This window comes from Oscillibacter sp. CAG:155, from assembly GCA_000436875.1.
Lineage (GTDB): Bacteria > Bacillota > Clostridia > Oscillospirales > Oscillospiraceae > Oscillibacter.
In genome coordinates this window covers 1-17862 of the sequence record FR890885.1, presented here as the reverse complement: position 1 = coordinate 17862, position 17862 = coordinate 1, and the positions used below count along the sequence as shown (strand labels likewise).

At 61.5% G+C, this 17862-nt stretch carries 13 protein-coding genes and 1 pseudogene; 3 read left to right on the top strand and 11 right to left on the bottom strand.

Translation table 11 applies throughout. The features are described from left to right. Together QZL67_RS03980 and QZL67_RS03975 are read left to right on the top strand one after the other, a co-directional pair. A partial coding sequence (locus QZL67_RS03980; RefSeq protein ID WP_292919823.1) for a phosphoribosyltransferase family protein occupies positions 1–333 on the top strand: 333 nt, incomplete at its 5' end. Positions 334–493: 160 nt separating this feature from the next. Continuing rightward, on the top strand, positions 494–1519 hold the full coding sequence (locus QZL67_RS03975; protein WP_022289473.1) for a rod shape-determining protein: 1026 nt from the start codon (positions 494–496) through the stop codon (positions 1517–1519). A gap of 200 nt (positions 1520–1719) precedes the next feature. Here the strand turns inward: QZL67_RS03975 and QZL67_RS03970 are convergent, their stop codons facing one another. Beyond that, entirely contained in the window at positions 1720–3210 is a 1491-nt protein-coding gene (locus QZL67_RS03970; RefSeq protein WP_022289472.1) for a sodium-dependent transporter, read from the bottom strand. Positions 3211–3332: 122 nt separating this feature from the next. Between QZL67_RS03970 and QZL67_RS03965 the strand changes: the two genes are divergently transcribed. Continuing rightward, positions 3333–4736: a GNAT family N-acetyltransferase gene (locus tag QZL67_RS03965; RefSeq protein ID WP_022289471.1), complete on the top strand. Its 1404-nt coding sequence runs from the start codon at positions 3333–3335 to the stop codon at positions 4734–4736. A 33-nt stretch (positions 4737–4769) separates the two neighbouring features. Here the strand turns inward: QZL67_RS03965 and QZL67_RS03960 are convergent, their stop codons facing one another. From QZL67_RS03960 to QZL67_RS03915, 10 genes and pseudogenes are all read right to left on the bottom strand, one after another. After that, on the bottom strand, positions 4770–5012 hold the full coding sequence (locus tag QZL67_RS03960) for a hypothetical protein (protein ID WP_022289470.1): 243 nt from the start codon (positions 5010–5012) through the stop codon (positions 4770–4772). Then, positions 5009–5467, bottom strand: a complete 459-nt coding sequence (gene cdd / locus QZL67_RS03955) for a cytidine deaminase (protein WP_292919833.1) — start codon at positions 5465–5467, stop codon at positions 5009–5011. The genes QZL67_RS03960 and cdd overlap by 4 nt, the downstream gene beginning before the upstream one ends. Positions 5468–5478: 11 nt before the next feature. Beyond that, entirely contained in the window at positions 5479–6699 is a 1221-nt protein-coding gene (locus QZL67_RS03950; RefSeq protein WP_022289468.1) for a polysaccharide deacetylase family protein, read from the bottom strand. 141 nt (positions 6700–6840) lie between these two features. After that, positions 6841–7197 (bottom strand): stage V sporulation protein AE, encoded by a 357-nt coding sequence (spoVAE, locus tag QZL67_RS03945; RefSeq protein ID WP_022289467.1) that lies wholly within the window; start codon positions 7195–7197, stop codon positions 6841–6843. 138 nt (positions 7198–7335) lie between these two features. Next, on the bottom strand, positions 7336–9054 hold the full coding sequence (locus QZL67_RS03940; RefSeq protein ID WP_022289466.1) for an ammonium transporter: 1719 nt from the start codon (positions 9052–9054) through the stop codon (positions 7336–7338). Positions 9055–9220: 166 nt separating this feature from the next. After that, positions 9221–10621: a glutamate synthase subunit beta gene (locus QZL67_RS03935; protein WP_022289465.1), complete on the bottom strand. Its 1401-nt coding sequence runs from the start codon at positions 10619–10621 to the stop codon at positions 9221–9223. Positions 10622–10639: 18 nt separating this feature from the next. Beyond that, positions 10640–15166, bottom strand: coding sequence for a glutamate synthase large subunit (gene gltB / locus QZL67_RS03930; protein ID WP_022289464.1), 4527 nt, complete (start codon positions 15164–15166; stop codon positions 10640–10642). A 62-nt stretch (positions 15167–15228) separates the two neighbouring features. Beyond that, positions 15229–15762 carry an ANTAR domain-containing response regulator gene (locus QZL67_RS03925; RefSeq protein ID WP_022289463.1) on the bottom strand — a complete coding sequence of 178 codons (534 nt, stop codon included), beginning with the start codon at positions 15760–15762 and terminating at the stop codon, positions 15229–15231. A gap of 46 nt (positions 15763–15808) precedes the next feature. Next, on the bottom strand, positions 15809–17137 hold the full coding sequence (gene glnA, locus QZL67_RS03920; RefSeq protein ID WP_022289462.1) for a type I glutamate--ammonia ligase: 1329 nt from the start codon (positions 17135–17137) through the stop codon (positions 15809–15811). A 274-nt stretch (positions 17138–17411) separates the two neighbouring features. Further along, positions 17412–17862 (bottom strand): annotated as a pseudogene (locus QZL67_RS03915) (stage V sporulation protein AD); the annotation flags it as partial.

Below are 17862 nucleotides of genomic sequence, written 5' to 3'. Positions count from 1 at the left end.
CGCAGCCGGGGCTATGCCCAGGCACGGCTCCTGGCGGAGAGTGCCTGCCGCCTCTGGGGCGTCCGGCCGGAGCAGCTGCTGCGCAAGACTGCGGACAACCCTGCCCAGTCCGGCCTGACGGAAGCGGCCGCACGCCGGGCCAATGTGCTGGGGGTCTATGAGACGCCTGTACCGGAGAAGGTTCAGGGGCGCCGGGTGCTTCTGGTGGACGATATCTGTACCACCGGCGCCACTCTGGCAGAGTGCGCGCGGACGCTGCGGGATGCCGGCGCGGCGGATGTGATGAGTGTGTGCGTGGCCCTGGCCCGGCGGCATCCGGAGGAAAACCGGTGAACTGTGGTGTTTTTTCACAGGAAAAGACCGGGATCTTCCCCGGATTCTTCAAAAAATAAGGTTGCAATCGACAAAAACTGCCAGTATAATAAGTACCGTATGATTGCAGAGCGGAAAACCGTTTATAATATGTGATAGAAAGAACAATGAGGTGGAGTTTATGTCCATGGCAAAGGATATCGGTATCGATCTGGGTACCGCATCAGTCTTGGTGTATGTGAAGGGAAAGGGCATCGTTCTCAACGAACCCTCCGTGGTGGCAATGGATAAGACCACGGGAAAGCTCTTGAAGGTTGGCGCCGAGGCACAGGCCATGTTGGGCCGCACCCCGGGCAATATCATCGCCATCCGTCCCCTGCGGGAGGGCGTGATCTCCGACTATGATATGACGGAGCGGATGCTCAAGGAGTTTATCCACAAGGTGGCCGGCGTGTCCTTCTTCAAGCCCCGGGTCATCATCTGCGTGCCCTCCGGCATCACTGAGGTCGAGGAGCGTGCCGTCATCGACGCAGGCATCCAGGCCGGTGCCCGGAAGGTGTATCTGATCGAGGAGCCTGTGGCCGCCGCCATCGGCGCCGGCATCGACATCTCCCAGCCTGACGGCCACATGGTGGTGGACATCGGCGGCGGTACCGCCGACATCGCCGTCATCTCCCTCTCCGGCGTGGTGGAGAGTGCCTCCATCAAGATCGCCGGCGACCAGCTCAACGAGGCGGTCGTTAAGTATATGCGCCGCAAGCACAACCTGCTGGTGGGTGAGCGCACCGCTGAGGAGATGAAAAAGCGCATCGGCTGCGTCTTCCCCAAGGAGGAAGAGGAGACCATGGACGTCAAGGGCCGCTGCCTGCTGACGGGCCTGCCTAAGGTGGTCACCGTCTCCTCCACGGAGATGATGGACGCCTTTGAAGAGCCGGTGGAGCGCATCATGGAGGCCATCCACTCCGTGCTGGAGCGGACACCCCCCGAGTTGGTTGCGGATATCTCCACCAACGGCATTGTCATGACCGGCGGCGGCAGCCTGGTCTCTGGCTTTGATAAGCTGGTCACCGCCCGTACCGGCATCCATACCGTTATCGCCGAGGATGCCATCTCCTGCGTGGCGCTGGGCACCGGCAAGAGCCTGGACGATCTCAACAGCATGCAGGACGGCACCATGAACCTCAGCCGCCGCAAGCAGATGAACTGAAAAAACGGGAGGGCGCGCCTTCCTTGGACAAGAGAGAAGGAGCATCTGGCCCTGCAGGGCCGACGCTCCTTCTCCTGCTTTCCCACCGGCGGGGCTGCAAAAAGCGGCGCCCGGATTCCGAACGCCGCTTGTGCACAAATCAGTTGCAAATGCGATTGACGGCTCTGCGCTGGTGCCGTATGCTCAGGGAAACACCGGCCTCAGCCAAAGATCTTCAGGATACCGAAGTCGTTGAGCTGCCCCAGCAGAACCAGCAGCATGCCCAGCGGGGTGATGACATAGATGCAGATCTTGTAGAAGGTGTCGATCTTGGCGTTGCTGCCGATACGGACTTCGTCCAGAACCAGCTTGGGCTTGATCTCCCAGGCCACCATCAAACTCATCAGCAGCGCGCCCAGCGGCATGGCGATACCCTCGGACAAAACGTCCATGAAGTCCAGCCAGCAGTCGTTCCAGCCGGCATACTGCACGGTGCCGTCCGCCAGCACGGTGGCCGCGGCCTCCTTGAAGGGGACCGGCAGGCCACTGCCCAGGCTCTCACCCAGACCGCCGGCGCCCAGGCCGTCAATGGCCACAACAGATGCTTCCACCAGGATGGCCAGGCACACGATGAGAACCACCTTGGAGCGGTTGCCCTGTTTGCCCTTCTCTTCCGCCCGGTCCAGGAAGAAGGTGGTCACCACTTCCACCAGAGACACGGCGGACGTCAGTGCGGCAATCAGGACCAGCAGATAGAACAGTACGCCGAACAGCGGACCGGCGGCGCCCATGGCGTTGAATACGTCCTGCAGTGTGATGAACAGCAGCTTCGGGCCGCTGAGGGTGGCGCTGGGTCCGGAGATGGCCACGGCGGCGGGAATGACGGCAAGGCCCGCCATCAAAGCCACCAGCGTGTCGGAGAACACGATCAGGGCGGCGTTTTTCACTAGGTTCTCTTTCTTGCTCAGATAGGAACCGTAGGTGAACATGACGCCCATGGCAAGAGACAGCGAGAAGAACATCTGGCCGCCGGCGGTGGCAAGCACGGTGATGAAGTTGGGCTCCTCCGCGATGAAGCCGCCCTCTACCGCGTAGCCGGGGACGAACATGAACTTGAGCCCTTCCACGGCGCCATCCAGCGTCAGGGAGCGGATGATGACGATGACCAGCATGACGAACAGCGCCGGCATGCCCACCTTGTTGAACTTCTCGATGCCGCCGGAAATGCCGCCCCGATTGATCAGATAGCAGATCACCAGGAACAAAATCGTGAAGATCACATTGCCGAAGGGATTCATCAGCATGGAGGTGAACAGGTCCGCACCGGCGGAGATTTCCGCACCGGCGAAGGCCAGGTTGCTCATGTTCAGGGCCATGTACTCAATGCAGTAGCCGCCCAGAACCGAGTAGAAGCTCATGATGATGAAGGGGGAGAAAACAGCCAGCCACCCCACCCATTTGAACTTCTTGGAGAGGGTGTGATAGCATCCGATGACGCCTTTGCCTACGTGGCGGCCCATGGCCAGCTCGCTGATCATGACCACGAAGCCCACAAAAACGGCCAGGAGCAGGTATGCGATGAGGAAGGTGAAGCCGCCGGATTTGCCCATCTTGTACGGGAAGCCCCAGATGTTTCCCAGGCCGACGGCGGAGCCTACGGCAGCCAGAATAAACCCTAGGTTGCTGCCCCAACTGTCTCGTTTGTTTTCCATAAAATTCCCCTCTTTCTCAATTCGAATTCTCTTTTAACCATACTACTTCTCACAGACTACGTCAAGAAAATGTTTTTCGTAGAAGGACATTTTTTTCACAATGACGGACAAGGAAGGACTTTATGTTACAGTTCAAACCAGTGACCCGACAGGACGGAAACAAGCTGCGCAAGTACTACGAGACCTGCAATTACGGGCTTTGCGAGTACTCCGTAGGGACGAAACTCATGTGGAAAAAGAATCTGCACCCGGCTTGGGCCGAGGCGGCAGGCTGCCTGGTGGTGCGCAACTGCATCGATGGGCAGGTGGTGTTTGATTACCCGGTTCCCGGGCCCGGGGGCGACGAGGATGCCGCTCTGGAGGCCATCGAAGCGGACTGCCTGGAGCAGGGGATTCCGCTGGTGATTTCGGTGGTCCCGGAATCCAAGGCGGCCCGCCTGCTGGCCCGGTATCCGTATGTTTCTGTCAGTGATGTGCGCACCTGGCGGGACTACGTCTACTACCGGGAGGACCTGCAGTTTTTTGCCGGGCGGCGCTATTCCGGCCAGCGCAACCACATCAACAAGTTCCGCTCCAAGTGGCCGGACGCGGAATTCCGGCCGCTGACGGCGGAGGACAAGGATGTCATCGAGCAATTCTGGCTGGACTATGAGGCGGAGTTCCCCAAGGGGAATAACGCCAAAGCCCGGGATGAGCTGGAGCTGGCCAAGAAGATGCTGACGCTGGTGGGCAAACCCTATTTCTGTGCTGGCGGTATGTTTGACGGCGAGAAGCTCATCGCCCTCTCCCTGGCGGAAAAATGCGGGGACACCCTCATCATTCACATCGAAAAAGCGCTCTACTCCTATACCGGTGTCTATCCCACGCTGGTCCAGGCCTTTGCCGACGCCTTTGGCGACGGCTGCCAGTGGATCAACCGGGAGGACGACGCAGCGGACCGGGGCCTTCGGACGTCCAAGCTCCAGTACGGCCCGGCAAAGCTGGCCCCTAAGTACCGCTTTGAGCCCCAGAACGAGCTTTTGCGCCATGTCCCTGTGATCCCGGAGCTGAAAACGGAGCGGCTGACCCTCTCCGCACTGACGGAGGCGGATATTCCCGCCTACAATGCCCTGGTGCTGGACGGGGACCGGAACCGCTGGTGGGGCTATGACGATGTGGGAGGACTGGGAGGCCCGGTGGAGGAGCGGAGCTTCTTCGAGGTGGCCAGGCGGGACTTTGAGAACCGGCAGGCGGTGAATTTTGCCGTGCGGCTGGACGGCAAGCTCATCGGCGAGGCGGTGCTCTACCGGTTTGACTGCCGGGGCGGTGCGGAGCTGGGCTGCCGGATCGATGCCGCTTACGCCGGTCACGGCTACGGCACCGAGGCCTTTGCCGCTGTGGCGGACTGGGGACTCTACCGGGTGCACCTTTCCAAAGTGGTGGCCAAGTGTTTCAAGGAAAATCAGGCGTCTTATAAAATGCTCTCCTCCTGTATGCGGAAGAAGGGCGAGGATGAGACGTTCTTCTATTTTGAAAAGCTGGTATAATGCAAAAAAAGAAGCGGCTCAGCCGCTTCTTTTTTATGGATGCAGATCTGCGCGCCGACAGGTACAGCCCTCTGCCAGGCCCAGGGCTTCCACCCGGGGCTCCGGCAGTTCCAAGGAATGGCGTTCCCCGGCGGCATTTTCTGTCAGCAGCCACAGGCAGGGCGGGTCCCGGTGCTCTTCGCACCCGAAATCCCCCTCTTCAATGCGCAGTACGCACACGTCGTGCTCTGGCGACGCGGCCAAACGGGCCGCGATTTCCTCATGGCTCAGTTTCATCGCAGATACTCCGGGCCGAAGCTGTGAGGCAGCAGCTCCGGCAGGGTAAAAACCTGTTCCTCTCCGGCACCGTTGAGGCAGATGATCTCCAGATCGGGGGCAAATTCCCGCAGTACCTGGCGGCACACGCCACAGGGGACGCAGAAGTCCTTGCTGCGGCCGGCGATCACGATGCGAACGAAATCCCGGTGCCCTTCGCTGACGGCTTTGGACACAGCAGTGCGCTCGGCGCAGATGGTGGGGGTATAGCTGGCGTTTTCAATGTTGCAGCCGGTGAACACCGTGCCGTCGCTGCACTCCAGGGCGGCGCCCACCGGGAAATGGGAATAGGGACAGTAGGCCCGATCCAGCATGGCGACAGCCGCGGCCTTCAATTCTTCACGGGTCATGGGAAGCACTCCTTTGCTCGTTGCTGAGACGGTTGAACGGCGGTCTGCCGGTTCTTTCCAGGCAATTTGTGCCAGGGTTATGACCAGGCAATCTCCCGCTGGGGACGTACCGCTGTATCCATAATATCCTTGGCATCATAAAATTTCAAGTACCGGTCCCGGGAGTAGCGCAGTGTGGTGCCGTCGGGATGGAGCCGGTCGCAGATCACGGCGCAGATATCCTTTTTGATGTAGCTGAAGCTCTCGATCCCTACGGAGCAGAATACCCGGAAGCCCTGACTCTGGAGATAGCGGAAGACGGGGCCGGTGTTCTGCCAGTCGTTGCCGTCGGGCCGCTCCCCGTGGGGGTAGAACAGAATCGTGGTGGGGCCCACCAGGCTGCCAACCTCGTCAAACCAGCGCTGGGTGTCGGCCTGGATGGCCTCCAGAGATTTGCTGCCCAGGCGGATATGCCCCCAGGTGTGGCTGCCGAAGGTCCAGCCGGTGCGCTTGAGCTCGGCAATGATGGGCTTGACGGCCGCAATCTCTTTTTGCCGGTTTTCCTCCTGAGCCTGAGTCCAGCTCTTGGTGTCCGTCTGGGTGCGGTAGCCCAGAATGCCCTCATAGCCCGTAAGGCTCAGACAGCCCTTGGCACCGAAGGGAGAAAAGTCGGGATGCTCCTCTACAAACTTGTCCAGAATAGGGATGGCGTCCAGGTCCCGGGAGACCACCTCATTGCCCTGAGGGTCCTTGCCCCAGGAGGCGATTTTGCCGTCGTCCCCCAGGACGAGCTTCCAGGTGAAGCCGTTGGAGAGCATGTATTCATAGTAATTGGTGTCGTCAAAGGAGAGCACCAGCGGCTTTTTCCCCTCTGGGAGGTAGAGGGTGTTTTTCACCATGTGGGGCTGCCCGTCCTCACCGGTAACCTCACTCCAGACGCTGTTGATGTCCACCAGGATATACCCCTTGTCGTAGACGCTCTGAAGGATCTTTTTATACTCATCCGCGGTGACCATGTAATCATCGATGCCGTTGGCCTTGCTGTCCCCATCGAAGGCCAGCTCCGGATAGGCCACCACCGGGTGAAAAAACAGATGCTCCACCACCCCGTCGTAGGCGACGTAGGGGACACCGTCCCGCTCCCCACCCTCCGGCTGGACCGTGGGGTCCAGGATGGTATAGGGTTCCGGTGTGGGAGGGGTCTCCTCAGCGGATTCCTGAGAGGAGTCCTGTGTCTTTCCGGAGGTGCCGGAGAGTCCGCAGCCGGGCAGGGTGATCAGCAGGCTCAGCAGCAGTAAAAAACTGGCAATGCGGCGCATAGCAGTCGGGTCCTTTCTGTCGAATTTTGTTGCAGAGCCAGTATAGCGCCTTTTTGTCCGGAAAATCGAAACAAAAGAATGACAAATTCATCACAACAAAGAAACAGGCAGGAAAGCTGTTACGACTTTCCTGCCTGTCCGTTATCGTTTGTCCCCCGCCTTGAACAATAGCGCCATCAAAACGCCGAAGACCACAGCTGCTGCGATGCCGCCGGCGGTTGCAGAGAGACCGCCGGTGAAGATCCCCAGCCAGCCGTCCTTGGCCACGGCGGTCTTCACCCCCTGGGCCAGAGAGTGCCCGAATCCGGTGAGGGGAACGGTGGCGCCGGCACCGCCCCACTTTACAAGGGGCTCATAAAGCCCCAGTGCGCTGAGCGCCACGCCGGTCACCACATAGCCGGTGAGGATGCGGGCGGGAGTCAGCTGGGTTTTGTCGATGAGGATCTGACCGATGGCACAGATCAGTCCCCCGCAGAGAAATGCATTGAGATATTCCATAAAAACCGCCTCCCAGTGGAATCTTCCAACAGTGTTTCCGGCAGGCGGGAAAATATGCGGTCAGGGGGCCGGCAGTTCGCCGGCCCCCTGACTTGGGAGAGGAGTAGAGTGTGTGTATACAAAGCGCACGGGCGGCATTCAGCGTGCTTCGTCCTGCAAGGCGTCGTAACCCTGCTCGCCGGTGCGGACTTTGATGACGTTTTCCACATTGGAGACGAAGATCTTGCCGTCGCCGATGCGGCCGGTGTAAAGGACCTTTCGGGCGGTATCCACCACCAAGGAGACCGGAACCTTGCACACCACGATGGATACCTGGATGCTGGGCAGCATGGAGGCTTCTACTTTGGCACCGCGGAAGTAACCCTCCGTCTTGCCCCGCTGCTCGCCGCAGCCCATGACGTTGGTGGCGGTCATACCGGTGATGCCGATGTCGAACATGGCGCGCTTGAGAGCGTCGAACCGCTCCATCTTGCAGAGAATTTCCACACGGGTCATCTTCTTGCCGGACGTGGTATCCGGGACCGTTCCGGGAGCAGTTTCCACGACGACAGCGGCATCCATGGGAACAGCTGCCGCGGAAGCGGGAACGGGAGCGTCAGGCTCATCGTCCGGCGTGTCATCATAGGCGAAGGCAAAGCCGGCATAAGCAGTGGGCAGGCCGTGTTCCGTGATATCCAGGCCCTTGAGCTCTTCCTCCTCGGAGACCCGGAGGCCGATGGTGTGCTTGAGAATCTGGAAGACAATGGTGATGGTCACCGCAGCCCATACGGCAGTGGCGGCCACGCCCAGGCACTGGATCAGGAAGAAGTGGACACCGCCGCCGTAGAAGAGGCCGCCGTCCACCGCCAGAAGACCGGTGAGCAACGTGCCGGTGGCACCGCACACGCCGTGGACGGAGATGGCACCCACAGGATCGTCGATCTTCAGAATGTTGTCGAAGAAGCGCACGGAGATGGGAAGCAGCAAGCCGGCCACAATGCCGATGATGGCGGCACCGGCGGGGGAGACCATATCGCATCCGGCGGTGATGGCCACAAGGCCCGCCAGCGCGGAGTTGAGGGTCATGCCCACGTCCGGCTTCTTGTAGCGCAGCCAGGTGTAGAGCATGGTCACGCAGCAGGCAACCGCTGCCGCCATGTTGGTGTTGACGAAGATCAGTCCGGCGGAGACCATGGCGTCGTCGCTGTCCATGGCCACGGTGGAACAGCCGTTGAAGCCGAACCAGCAGAACCACAGGATAAAGACGCCCAGCGCACCCAGGGAGAGGTTGTGGCCCAGGATGGCCCGGGGGGTACCGTCCTTTTCATACTTGCCGATGCGGGGCCCAAGGATCGCTGCGCCGATGCAGGCACAGATACCGCCCACCATGTGGACCGCCGTGGAACCGGCGAAGTCATGGAAGCCCAGCTGGCTCAGCCAGCCGCCGCCCCAGATCCAGTGACCGGAGACGGGGTAGATGAAGGCGGAGATGCAGAAGGAGTACACACAGTAGGAGACGAATTTGGTGCGCTCCGCCATGGAGCCGGAGACAATGGTGGCCGAGGTGGCGCAGAAAACCGTTTGGAAAATGAGATAGGCGAAGAGCGGGACCCCCGCGGGGAGGATAGACGAATAATCGCCCCGGACCATGGGGTCCAGTCCGCCGATCAGCGTGCCGCTGCTGGCGAACATCAATCCGAAGCCCAGAAGCCAGTAGGTGGGCGTTCCGATGCAGAAGTCCATCAGGTTTTTCATCAGGATATTGCCGGTGTTTTTGGCCCGGGTGAAGCCCGCCTCACACATGGCAAATCCCGCCTGCATCAAAAAGACGAGTGCCGCACCCAACAGGACCCAGATGGTGTTGACAGATGAATACATAGCAGTCCCTCCTTGTAAACGAAAAAGGCAAAGGCGCCTGAGAGAACCATCTCTCCAGGCGCCTTTGCCTTTTTGATGCTACATACTTTACCACGGTCCGCTGTGGAGCGTCAACTGTCCGTTTCACCAAGACTTTTTGGGAAGCAGCTGGAAATTTCTAGCTTTTTTATAGACTCGGCACCAAGTTCGTGTAGCCGATGAGGTACCGGTCGATCTCAGCGGCGGCGGAGCGGCCCTCCGCAATGGCCCACACCACCAGGGACTGGCCCCGGCGCATATCGCCGGCGGCAAAGACCTTTTCCACGCCGGTGGAAAAGCTGCCCGGAAGGGTCTGGACGGTCTTGTCTGCTTCCACGCCGAAGGCATGGCACACGTTGCTCTCGCAGCCGGCAAAGCCGGTTGCGCCGATGAGAAGCTGGCAGGGCAGAGTGTCGCCCTCGGTGGTGACCACTGCCGTCAGAGCGCCTTCGCCCGAGACCAGAGACTGGACCTGCACGCCGAAGCGCCGGGGATCGGTGCCAAAGACGGCCTCCGCCTCCTCGTGGGCGTAGTCCAGAGGCAGCTGTCCCTGATCGTTCAGATAGTCTGCCCGGGGCCGCCGGACCAGCTGGGTGACGGAGCGGCAGCCCTGCCGCAGGGCGGTGGCCACGCAGTCACTGGCGGTGTCGCCGGTGCCGATGATGACCACATCCAGTCCCGCGGCGGAGGGAACCTGGGCCTCCTCCTTGCCGAACTGGGCCCGCTCTACGGCGGATTTCAGATATTCCGTGCCGTAGCACACGCCGCCCACACCGGCGGTGTCAAAGCCCAGGGGACGGGGGACCCCGGCGCCGCAGCACAAAAGCACGGCGTCATACTCCTCCAGCAGCCGATGGGCGGTTTTGGGGTCTGCGGCATCCACGCCGCAGACAAAGCTGACGCCCTCATCGGTCATCAGGCTGATTCGGCGCTGCACCACGGATTTGGGCAGCTTCATGTTGGGGATGCCGTAGGTCAAAAGTCCGCCGGGATGCTCCGAGCGCTCCACTACGGTGACGGAGTGTCCCCGGTGGTTGAGCTGGTCTGCGGCTGCCAGGCCCGCCGGGCCGGAGCCCACCACACAGACCTTCTTCCCGGACCACTGGGGCGGCCGGCGGCGCTTGATGCGACCGGTGGCGAAGGCGTCCTCGATGATGCACAGCTCGTTGTCCCGGATGGTGACGGCATCGCCGTAGATGCCGCAGATACAGGCTTTTTCGCAGGGTGCGGGGCAGACCCGGCCCGTAAACTCCGGGAAATTGTTGGCCTTGAGCAGGCGGCTCAGGGCATGGCCCCGGTTGCCGGAGAGAATCATGTCGTTCCACTCCGGAATCAGGTTGTGGAGGGGACAGCCGAAGGCCCGTCCCTCATAGAGCATACCGGTCTGGCAGAAGGGAACACCGCAGTTCATGCAGCGGCCGCCCTGCTGTTCCCGCACCGCGTCGGGGAGAGCGATGTGGAACTCCTCCCAGTCCTGAACCCGTTCCGCGGGGCTGCGCCGGGGGTCCTCCCTCCGGGCGTATTCCAAAAATCCAGTGGGTTTTCCCATGTTGTTCGCCCTCCTTTCTCAAACTTTGGTGTTGGCGTAGAACGCTTCGATCTCGGCCTGCTCCCGGCTCATGCCCTTCTCCTCATACTGGGCGATGGAGCGGAGCATCCGGTCATAGTCCCGGGGCATGACCTTCTTGAAGCAGGGAACATAGGACTTGAAGGCCGCCAGGATCTTCTTGCCCCGGGGAGAGCCGGTGGCGGCCACGTGCTCTTCGATGAGGGCCCGGAGCTCGGCAATGTCGTGGGACTCGGTGAGCGTGTCCGTCATCACCTGCTCCTTGTTCAGGCGCATATAGAGATCGTGCTTTTCATCCAGCACGTAGGCGATGCCGCCGGACATGCCGGCCGCGAAGTTCTTGCCGGTGGGGCCCAGGATAACCACCCGGCCGCCGGTCATATACTCGCAGCCGTGGTCACCTACACCCTCCACCACGGCGCAGGCACCGGAGTTGCGGACGCAGAACCGCTCACCGGCACAGCCGTTGATGAACGCCTTGCCGCTGGTGGCGCCGTAGAGGGCCACGTTGCCCACGATGATATTCTCGCCGGGTTTGAAGCGGCTGGCTCTGGGGGGATAGACCACCAGCTTGCCGCCGGAGAGGCCCTTGCCCAGGCCGTCGTTGCAGTCACCCTCCAGCTCCAGGGTCAGCCCCTTGGGAATGAAGGCACCGAAGGACTGTCCGCCGCCGCCGTGGCAGGTGATGACATAGCTGTCGTCCGGCAGCGTGTTGCCGCACTGGCGGGTGATCTCGGAGCCGAAGAGGGTGCCGAAGGAGCGGTCTGTGGAGGAGACGGAGAGGTCCAGCTTTCCGGACCGCTTTCCCTTCAGGCTCTTGCCCAGCTTTGCCAGCAGCACGCTGACGTCCAGAGTCTTTTCCAGGTGGAAGTCATAGACGGCTTTAGGGTCGAAGTGGGGCACGTGGTCGCCGTAGGGATTCTGCAGCAGTCCGCTCAGGTCCAGCGTCTCCGCCCGGTGGGTAATGAGTTTGTCCCGGACCCGCAGCAGATCGCTGCGGCCTACCAGCTCCTCCACGGTGCGGATGCCCAGCTTTGCCATATACTCCCGCAGTTCCTGGGCCACGAACTCCATGAAGTTGATGACGTATTCCGGCTTGCCGGAGAACCGGGAGCGCAGCTGGGGATTCTGGGTGGCGATGCCGGCGGGACAGGTGTCCAGATTGCACACCCGCATCATGCAGCAGCCCAGGGCCACCAGGGGAGCGGTGGCAAAGCCGAACTCCTCGGCCCCCAGCATGCAGGCGATGGCCACGTCCCGCCCGGTCATCAGCTTGCCGTCGGCCTCCAGGATCACCTGGCGGCGCAGGCCGTTGGCAATCAGCGCCTGATGGGCCTCCGCCACGCCCAGCTCCCAGGGCAGACCTGCCCCGTGGATGGAGCTTCTAGGGGCGGCGCCGGTGCCGCCGTCGTGGCCGGAGATAAGGACCACCTGGGCACCAGCTTTGGCAACGCCGGCGGCGATGGTACCCACGCCTGCCTCACTGACCAGCTTCACGCTGATGCGGGCGTTCCGGTTGGCATTTTTCAGATCGTAGATCAGCTGGGCCAGGTCCTCGATGGAGTAGATATCGTGGTGGGGCGGGGGAGAGATCAGCGTCACGCCGGGAGTGGAGCAGCGGGTCTTGGCGATCCAGGGGTAGACCTTCTTGCCGGGCAGATGGCCGCCCTCACCGGGCTTGGCGCCCTGGGCCATCTTGATCTGGATCTCCTTGGCGCTGCAGAGGTATTCGCTGGTGACGCCGAAGCGGCCGGAGGCCACCTGCTTGATGGCGGAGCACCGCTCGTCGTGGAGCCGCTCCGCGGCCTCGCCGCCCTCGCCGGAGTTGGACTTGCCGCCGATGCGGTTCATGGCGATGGCCAGGCACTCGTGGGCCTCCTGGGAGATGGAGCCGTAGCTCATAGCGCCGGTCTTGAACCGATGGACGATGGAACTGACAGGCTCCACCTCCTCGATGGGGATACCGCCGTTTTCATCGTACCGCAGGTCCAGCAGCCCCCGCAGGGTGTGGGGCTTGTCGGGGGTATCCACCAGGGCGGTATAGGCTTTGAAGGCCTGGTAATCCCCTTCCCGGGCGGCCTTCTGCAGCAGCAGGATGGTCCGGGGATTGTACATGTGGTCTTCCTTGTCGGGACCGGAGCGCAGCTTGTGGATGCCGGTGGAGTCCAGCGTGGTGTCGTAGCCCAGACCCAGGGGGTCGAAGGCCTGGTTGTGATTCCATTCCACGCCTTCGCCGATCTCCTCCAGGCCGATGCCCTCCACCCGGCTGATGGTGTTGGTGAAGTACTTGTCCACCACGGCGCGGTTGATGCCCACGCACTCGAAGATCTGGGCGGACTGGTAGGACTGGATGGTGGAGATGCCCATTTTGGAGGCGATCTTCACGATGCCGTGGAGAATGGCACTGTTATAGTCGTCCACTGCGGCACCGGGGTCCTTGTCCAGAAGGCCGATGGACACCAGCTCCTCCACGCACTCCTGGGCGAGATAGGGGTTGATGGCCTGGGCGCCGTAGCCCAGAAGGGTGGCGAAGTGATGGACGTCCCGGGGTTCCGCACTCTCCAGAATGAGGGAGACGGCGGTGCGCTTTTTCGTGCGGACGAGATACTGCTCCAGGGCGCTGACCGCCAGCAAAGAGGGAATGGCCACATGGTTTTCATCCACGCCCCGGTCGGAGAGAATGAGGATGTTGGCACCCTTCTTGTAGGCCCGGTCCACATTGACGAACAGCCGGTCCAGGGCATTTTCCAGCGGGGAGCCCTTGTAGTAGAGCAGCGAGATGGTCTCCACCTGGAAGCCGGGGCGGTTCATATAGCGGATCTTCATGAGATCCAGGGAGGTGAGGATGGGGTTGTGGATCTGGAGCACGGTGCAGTTTTCCGCCCGCTCCTCCAGCAGATTGCCGCCGGAGCCCACGTACACGGTGGTGTCGGTGACAATCTCCTCCCGGATGGCGTCCATGGGGGGATTGGTCACCTGGGCGAAGAGCTGCTTGAAGTAGCTGAAGAGGGGCTGGTGCTTTTCCGAGAGCACCGCCAGCGGCGTGTCCACCCCCATGGCGGAGGTGGGTTCCAGACCATCCCGGGCCATGGGCAAAATGGCGTCTTTCACCTCTTCATAGGTGTAGCCGAAGGCCTTGTAGAGGCGGTCCCGCTGGGCCTGGGAATGAGACTCCACCCGCCGGTTGGGAATGGGCAGGTCCTTGAGATAGACCAGGTGGGCGTCCAGCCACTCGCCGTAAGGCTGCTGCTGGGCATAGCGGTTCTTGATCTCCTCATCGTCCACCAGACGGCCCTCCGTCAGGTCTGCCAGCAGCATCCGGCCCGGCTGGAGCCGGGACTTTTTCACGATCCGCTCCGGCGGGATGTCCAGTACGCCCACCTCCGAGGAGAGGATCAGGTAGTCGTCGTCCGTGAGGTACCACCGGCAGGGCCGCAGGCCGTTGCGGTCCAGCACCGCGCCCATGGTGTCGCCGTCGGAAAAGACGATGGCCGCCGGGCCGTCCCAGGGCTCCATCATGGTGGCGTAGTAGTGATAGAAGTCCCGCTTTTCCCGACCCATCTTCCGGTCGTTCATCCAGGGCTCGGGGATGCACATCATCACCGCCTGGGGCAGGGGGATGCCGTTCATCAGGAGAAATTCCAGAGTATTGTCCAGCATGGAGGAGTCGGAGCCGCTCTGGTCCACCACCGGCAGGATCTTGTCCATCTCATCCTCCAAAACGGCGGAGTGCATGGTCTCCTCTCGGGCCAGCATCCGGTCCACGTTGCCGCGGATGGTGTTGATCTCGCCATTGTGGAGAATGTAGCGGTTGGGATGGGCCCGCTCCCAGCTGGGATTGGTGTTGGTGGAGAAACGGGAGTGGACCAGGGCCAGGGCGCTTTCACAGTCCGGGTCCTGGAGGTCTGCGTAGAACTTGCGCAGCTGCCCCACCAGGAACATGCCTTTATAGACCACGGTCCGGCTGGAGAAGGAGGGAATGTAGGTGTTGACGTTGGACTGCTCGAATACCCGCCGGGCGACGTAGAGTTTCCGGTCAAATTCCAGACCGCGGCCGCAGTCCGCCGGGCGCTTCACAAAGCACTGGCAGATGCGGGGCATGCACCCCAGAGCCTTTTCTCCCAGCACCTCGGGATGGGTGGGAACATCCCGCCAGCCCAGAAATTCCATACCCTCCTTGGCCACGATAATCTCCAGCATCTTCTTGGCCTGGGCCCGCTTGAGGTCGTCGGTGGGGAAGAAGAACATGCCTACGCCGTAGTCCCGTTCCTCTCCCAGAGTGATGCCCTCAGCGGCCGCCGCCTTGACCATCAGCTTGTGGGGGATCTGGATCATCAGTCCCACACCGTCACCGGTCTCTCCGGCGGCATCCTTACCGGCGCGGTGCTCCAGCTTTTCCACGATCTTCAGGGCGTTGTCCACCGTCTGGTGGGTCTTGATGCCCCGCAGGCTCACCACGGCGCCGATGCCGCAGGCGTCATGCTCCAGGCGGGGATCATACAGCTTTTTCTGCTCAGATTCCAACATGGCTGTTGCTCCAATCTCTTTGAAAATGATGGGGAAGGGACGGCCTGCGCCGCCTCCTCCGATCAGTAGGTGTAACGATCAATGATGTGCTGGGCGGTTTCCGCCAGCCGGGTGCCGGTGTCCATGCTGCGCTTTTGTAAAAAGCGGTGTGCTTCCGCCTCTGTCATGCGGTTGATGTCCATCAAAAGCTCCTTGGCCCGGCGGATCAGACGCTGTTCATCCTCCGCCCGATGGGGCCGGGGATGGCTGCGGGATTCCAGTCGGCGCAGCAGGTCCAGCGAGGCGAAAAAGTCTGACCGTGCAGCGGGGGTAGCCAGTTTGAAGAGGTTTTCCCCCTCGCAAAAGTCCAGGTTCGCGGCGGAGGAGACCACCAGCAGCGTCCCCAGGTCCCGCAGGTTGGCGGCCAGCTCCACGGCGGTCATGTCCCGCAGCTTGAAGCTGCACACCACAATGCCGCCGCCCAGCTGCCGGATGGTGCGGATGGCGTCGGCACCGCTGAAAAAGCAGCCGGCGGGGGAGACGCCGCCGGACTCCAGCAGCCGGACGATGCGGCGCTGGGCCTCCTCGTTGGCAAATGCCACCACGATGTTGTCCACAGGCGCTCCCTCCTCTCCTCAATGGTGCCCTTGGGCAAATCCTCTTTCAGTACGTGACCAGATATTTTTCCAGCTCCCATTGGGAGACCTGAGTGCGGTATTCTTCCCATTCCCGCAGCTTGCCGGTGACGTATTGGGTGGTGACGTGCTGCCCCAGCGCTGCGGTGACCACCGGGTCTGCCTCCAGGGCGTGGATGGCGGCTTCCAGGGTTCCGGGCAGTCGGCCTATGCCCTGTGCCTCCAGATCGGCGGCAATGGCGTAGAGGTTCTCGTTGGTCTCCGGCGGCGGCGTCAGCTGCCGCTCAATGCCGTCCAGGCCCGCAGCCAGACACACGGCAAAGGCCAGATACGGATTGCAGGCGGGGTCGGGGCTGCGCAGTTCCACCCGGGTGGCCTGGCCCCGGGGGGTGGGAATACGGATCAGCGCGGAGCGGTTTCCGGTGGACCAAGCCAGATGACAGGGGGCCTCGTAGCCGGGAACCAGCCGCTTGTAGCTGTTTACCAGAGGATTGGTGACGGCACAGAATCCCTGCACATGGTCCAGAAGACCCGCGATGAACTGGTAGGCCAGCGGCGACAGCTGTCGGGGATCGTGCTCGTCATAAAAGGCGTTTTTGCCGTCCCGGAACAGCGACATGTTCACATGCATGCCGCTGCCGGCTGTGCCATAGACGGGCTTGGGCATAAACGTGGCATGGAGGCCGTTCTTCTGAGCCAGCGTCTTGACGGCCAGCTTGAAGGTCATGATATTGTCGGCGGCCTGCAGGGCCTGGGTGTATTTGAAGTCGATCTCGTGCTGGCCGGCGGCCACCTCATGGTGGCTGGCCTCGATCTCAAAGCCCATCTGCTCCAGGCTCAGACAGATCTCCCGGCGGGTGCTCTCTCCGTGGTCCAGGGGGCCTAGGTCAAAATAGCCCGCCTCGTCGCTGGTCTGGGTGGTGGGTTTTCCGTTTTCATCCGTCTGGAAGAGGAAAAACTCCAGTTCCGGACCGGCGTTGAACGTGAAGCCCATGTCGCTTGCCCTGCGCAGCACCCGCTTGAGCACGTTCCGCGGATCGCCCACAAACGGCGTGCCGTTGGGATTGTGGACGTCGCAGATGAGGCGAGCCACCTTGCCGTACTGGGGCCGCCAGGGCAGTACGGAAAATGTGTCCAGATCCGGCCACAGGTATTGGTCGGACTCCTCGATGCGGACAAAGCCCTCAATGGAGCTGCCGTCCATCATGATTTGATTGTTGACGGCCTTTTCGATCTGGGAGGCGGTGATGGCCACGTTTTTCATCTGCCCGAAAATATCGGTGAACTGCATGCGGATGAATTGAATATCTTCCTCCATCACCCGCCGGATAATGTCTTCCTTAGTGAATTTGCCCATGGATGCGCTCCTTTCCCGTGCGGCGGTTTAGTTTATTGATTTAAAGTAAAAGAAAATCGCATAACGAAAAAAGAGCATAAGGCAACCTTGAGAGGACGCCTTTGCTCTCTCTATTGCAGATTATACGAGCGAAAGTCCCGCCCTGTCAACGATTTCCGTCAAACAGAACGGGACCCACCCACAATTTTGTACGTTGTGCCAAGAGGTCCTCGGCTCTGCGGGGAGACCTTTGTACGATTTTGAGACGAGGACAAATGTGCTCGAGCTGCGGAATTTACCGCTGGGCGGAGAGGCAAATGGCGTGGCAGATGGAGGGAATGGATTCCCCCTGACAGGTGGAGACCGGGGAGAGCAGGGCGCCGGTGGGGGCAAAGACGATCCGCTGCCAGCGGCCCTGGCGCATCTGTGTGAGAAGATAGCCATTGAGCACCGAGGCGGAGCAGCCGCAGCCGGAGGCTCCTGCGTGCATATCCTGCTGCTGGCGGTCGTAGAGCAGCATGCCGCAGTCCTGATAGCGCTGATCCAGTTCTACACCGTCCCGATGGAAAAAGTCCCGGACGATGGCGTGGCCCAGTTCCCCAAGATCGCCGGTGAAGATGGCGTCGTAGTCCTGGGGGGTTGTGCCGGTATCCCGGAAAAAGGCGGAGAGGGTGTCATAGGCGGCAGGGGCCATGGCGGCGCCCATGTTGTTGGCGTCCCGGATGCCCTTGTCCACGATTTTGCCG

Coding starts and splice junctions, on each gene's coding strand:
- spoVAE (WP_022289467.1), bottom strand. CDS start 7,197: ATGGAATATCTCAATGCATTTCTCTGCGGGGGACTGATCTGTGCCATC.
- QZL67_RS03960 (WP_022289470.1), bottom strand. CDS start 5,012: ATGAAACTGAGCCATGAGGAAATCGCGGCCCGTTTGGCCGCGTCGCCA.
- glnA (WP_022289462.1), bottom strand. CDS start 17,137: ATGGGCAAATTCACTAAGGAAGACATTATCCGGCGGGTGATGGAGGAA.
- QZL67_RS03940 (WP_022289466.1), bottom strand. CDS start 9,054: ATGTATTCATCTGTCAACACCATCTGGGTCCTGTTGGGTGCGGCACTC.
- gltB (WP_022289464.1), bottom strand. CDS start 15,166: ATGTTGGAATCTGAGCAGAAAAAGCTGTATGATCCCCGCCTGGAGCAT.
- QZL67_RS03970 (WP_022289472.1), bottom strand. CDS start 3,210: ATGGAAAACAAACGAGACAGTTGGGGCAGCAACCTAGGGTTTATTCTG.
- QZL67_RS03965 (WP_022289471.1), top strand. CDS start 3,333: ATGTTACAGTTCAAACCAGTGACCCGACAGGACGGAAACAAGCTGCGC.
- QZL67_RS03935 (WP_022289465.1), bottom strand. CDS start 10,621: ATGGGAAAACCCACTGGATTTTTGGAATACGCCCGGAGGGAGGACCCC.
- QZL67_RS03950 (WP_022289468.1), bottom strand. CDS start 6,699: ATGCGCCGCATTGCCAGTTTTTTACTGCTGCTGAGCCTGCTGATCACC.
- QZL67_RS03975 (WP_022289473.1), top strand. CDS start 494: ATGTCCATGGCAAAGGATATCGGTATCGATCTGGGTACCGCATCAGTC.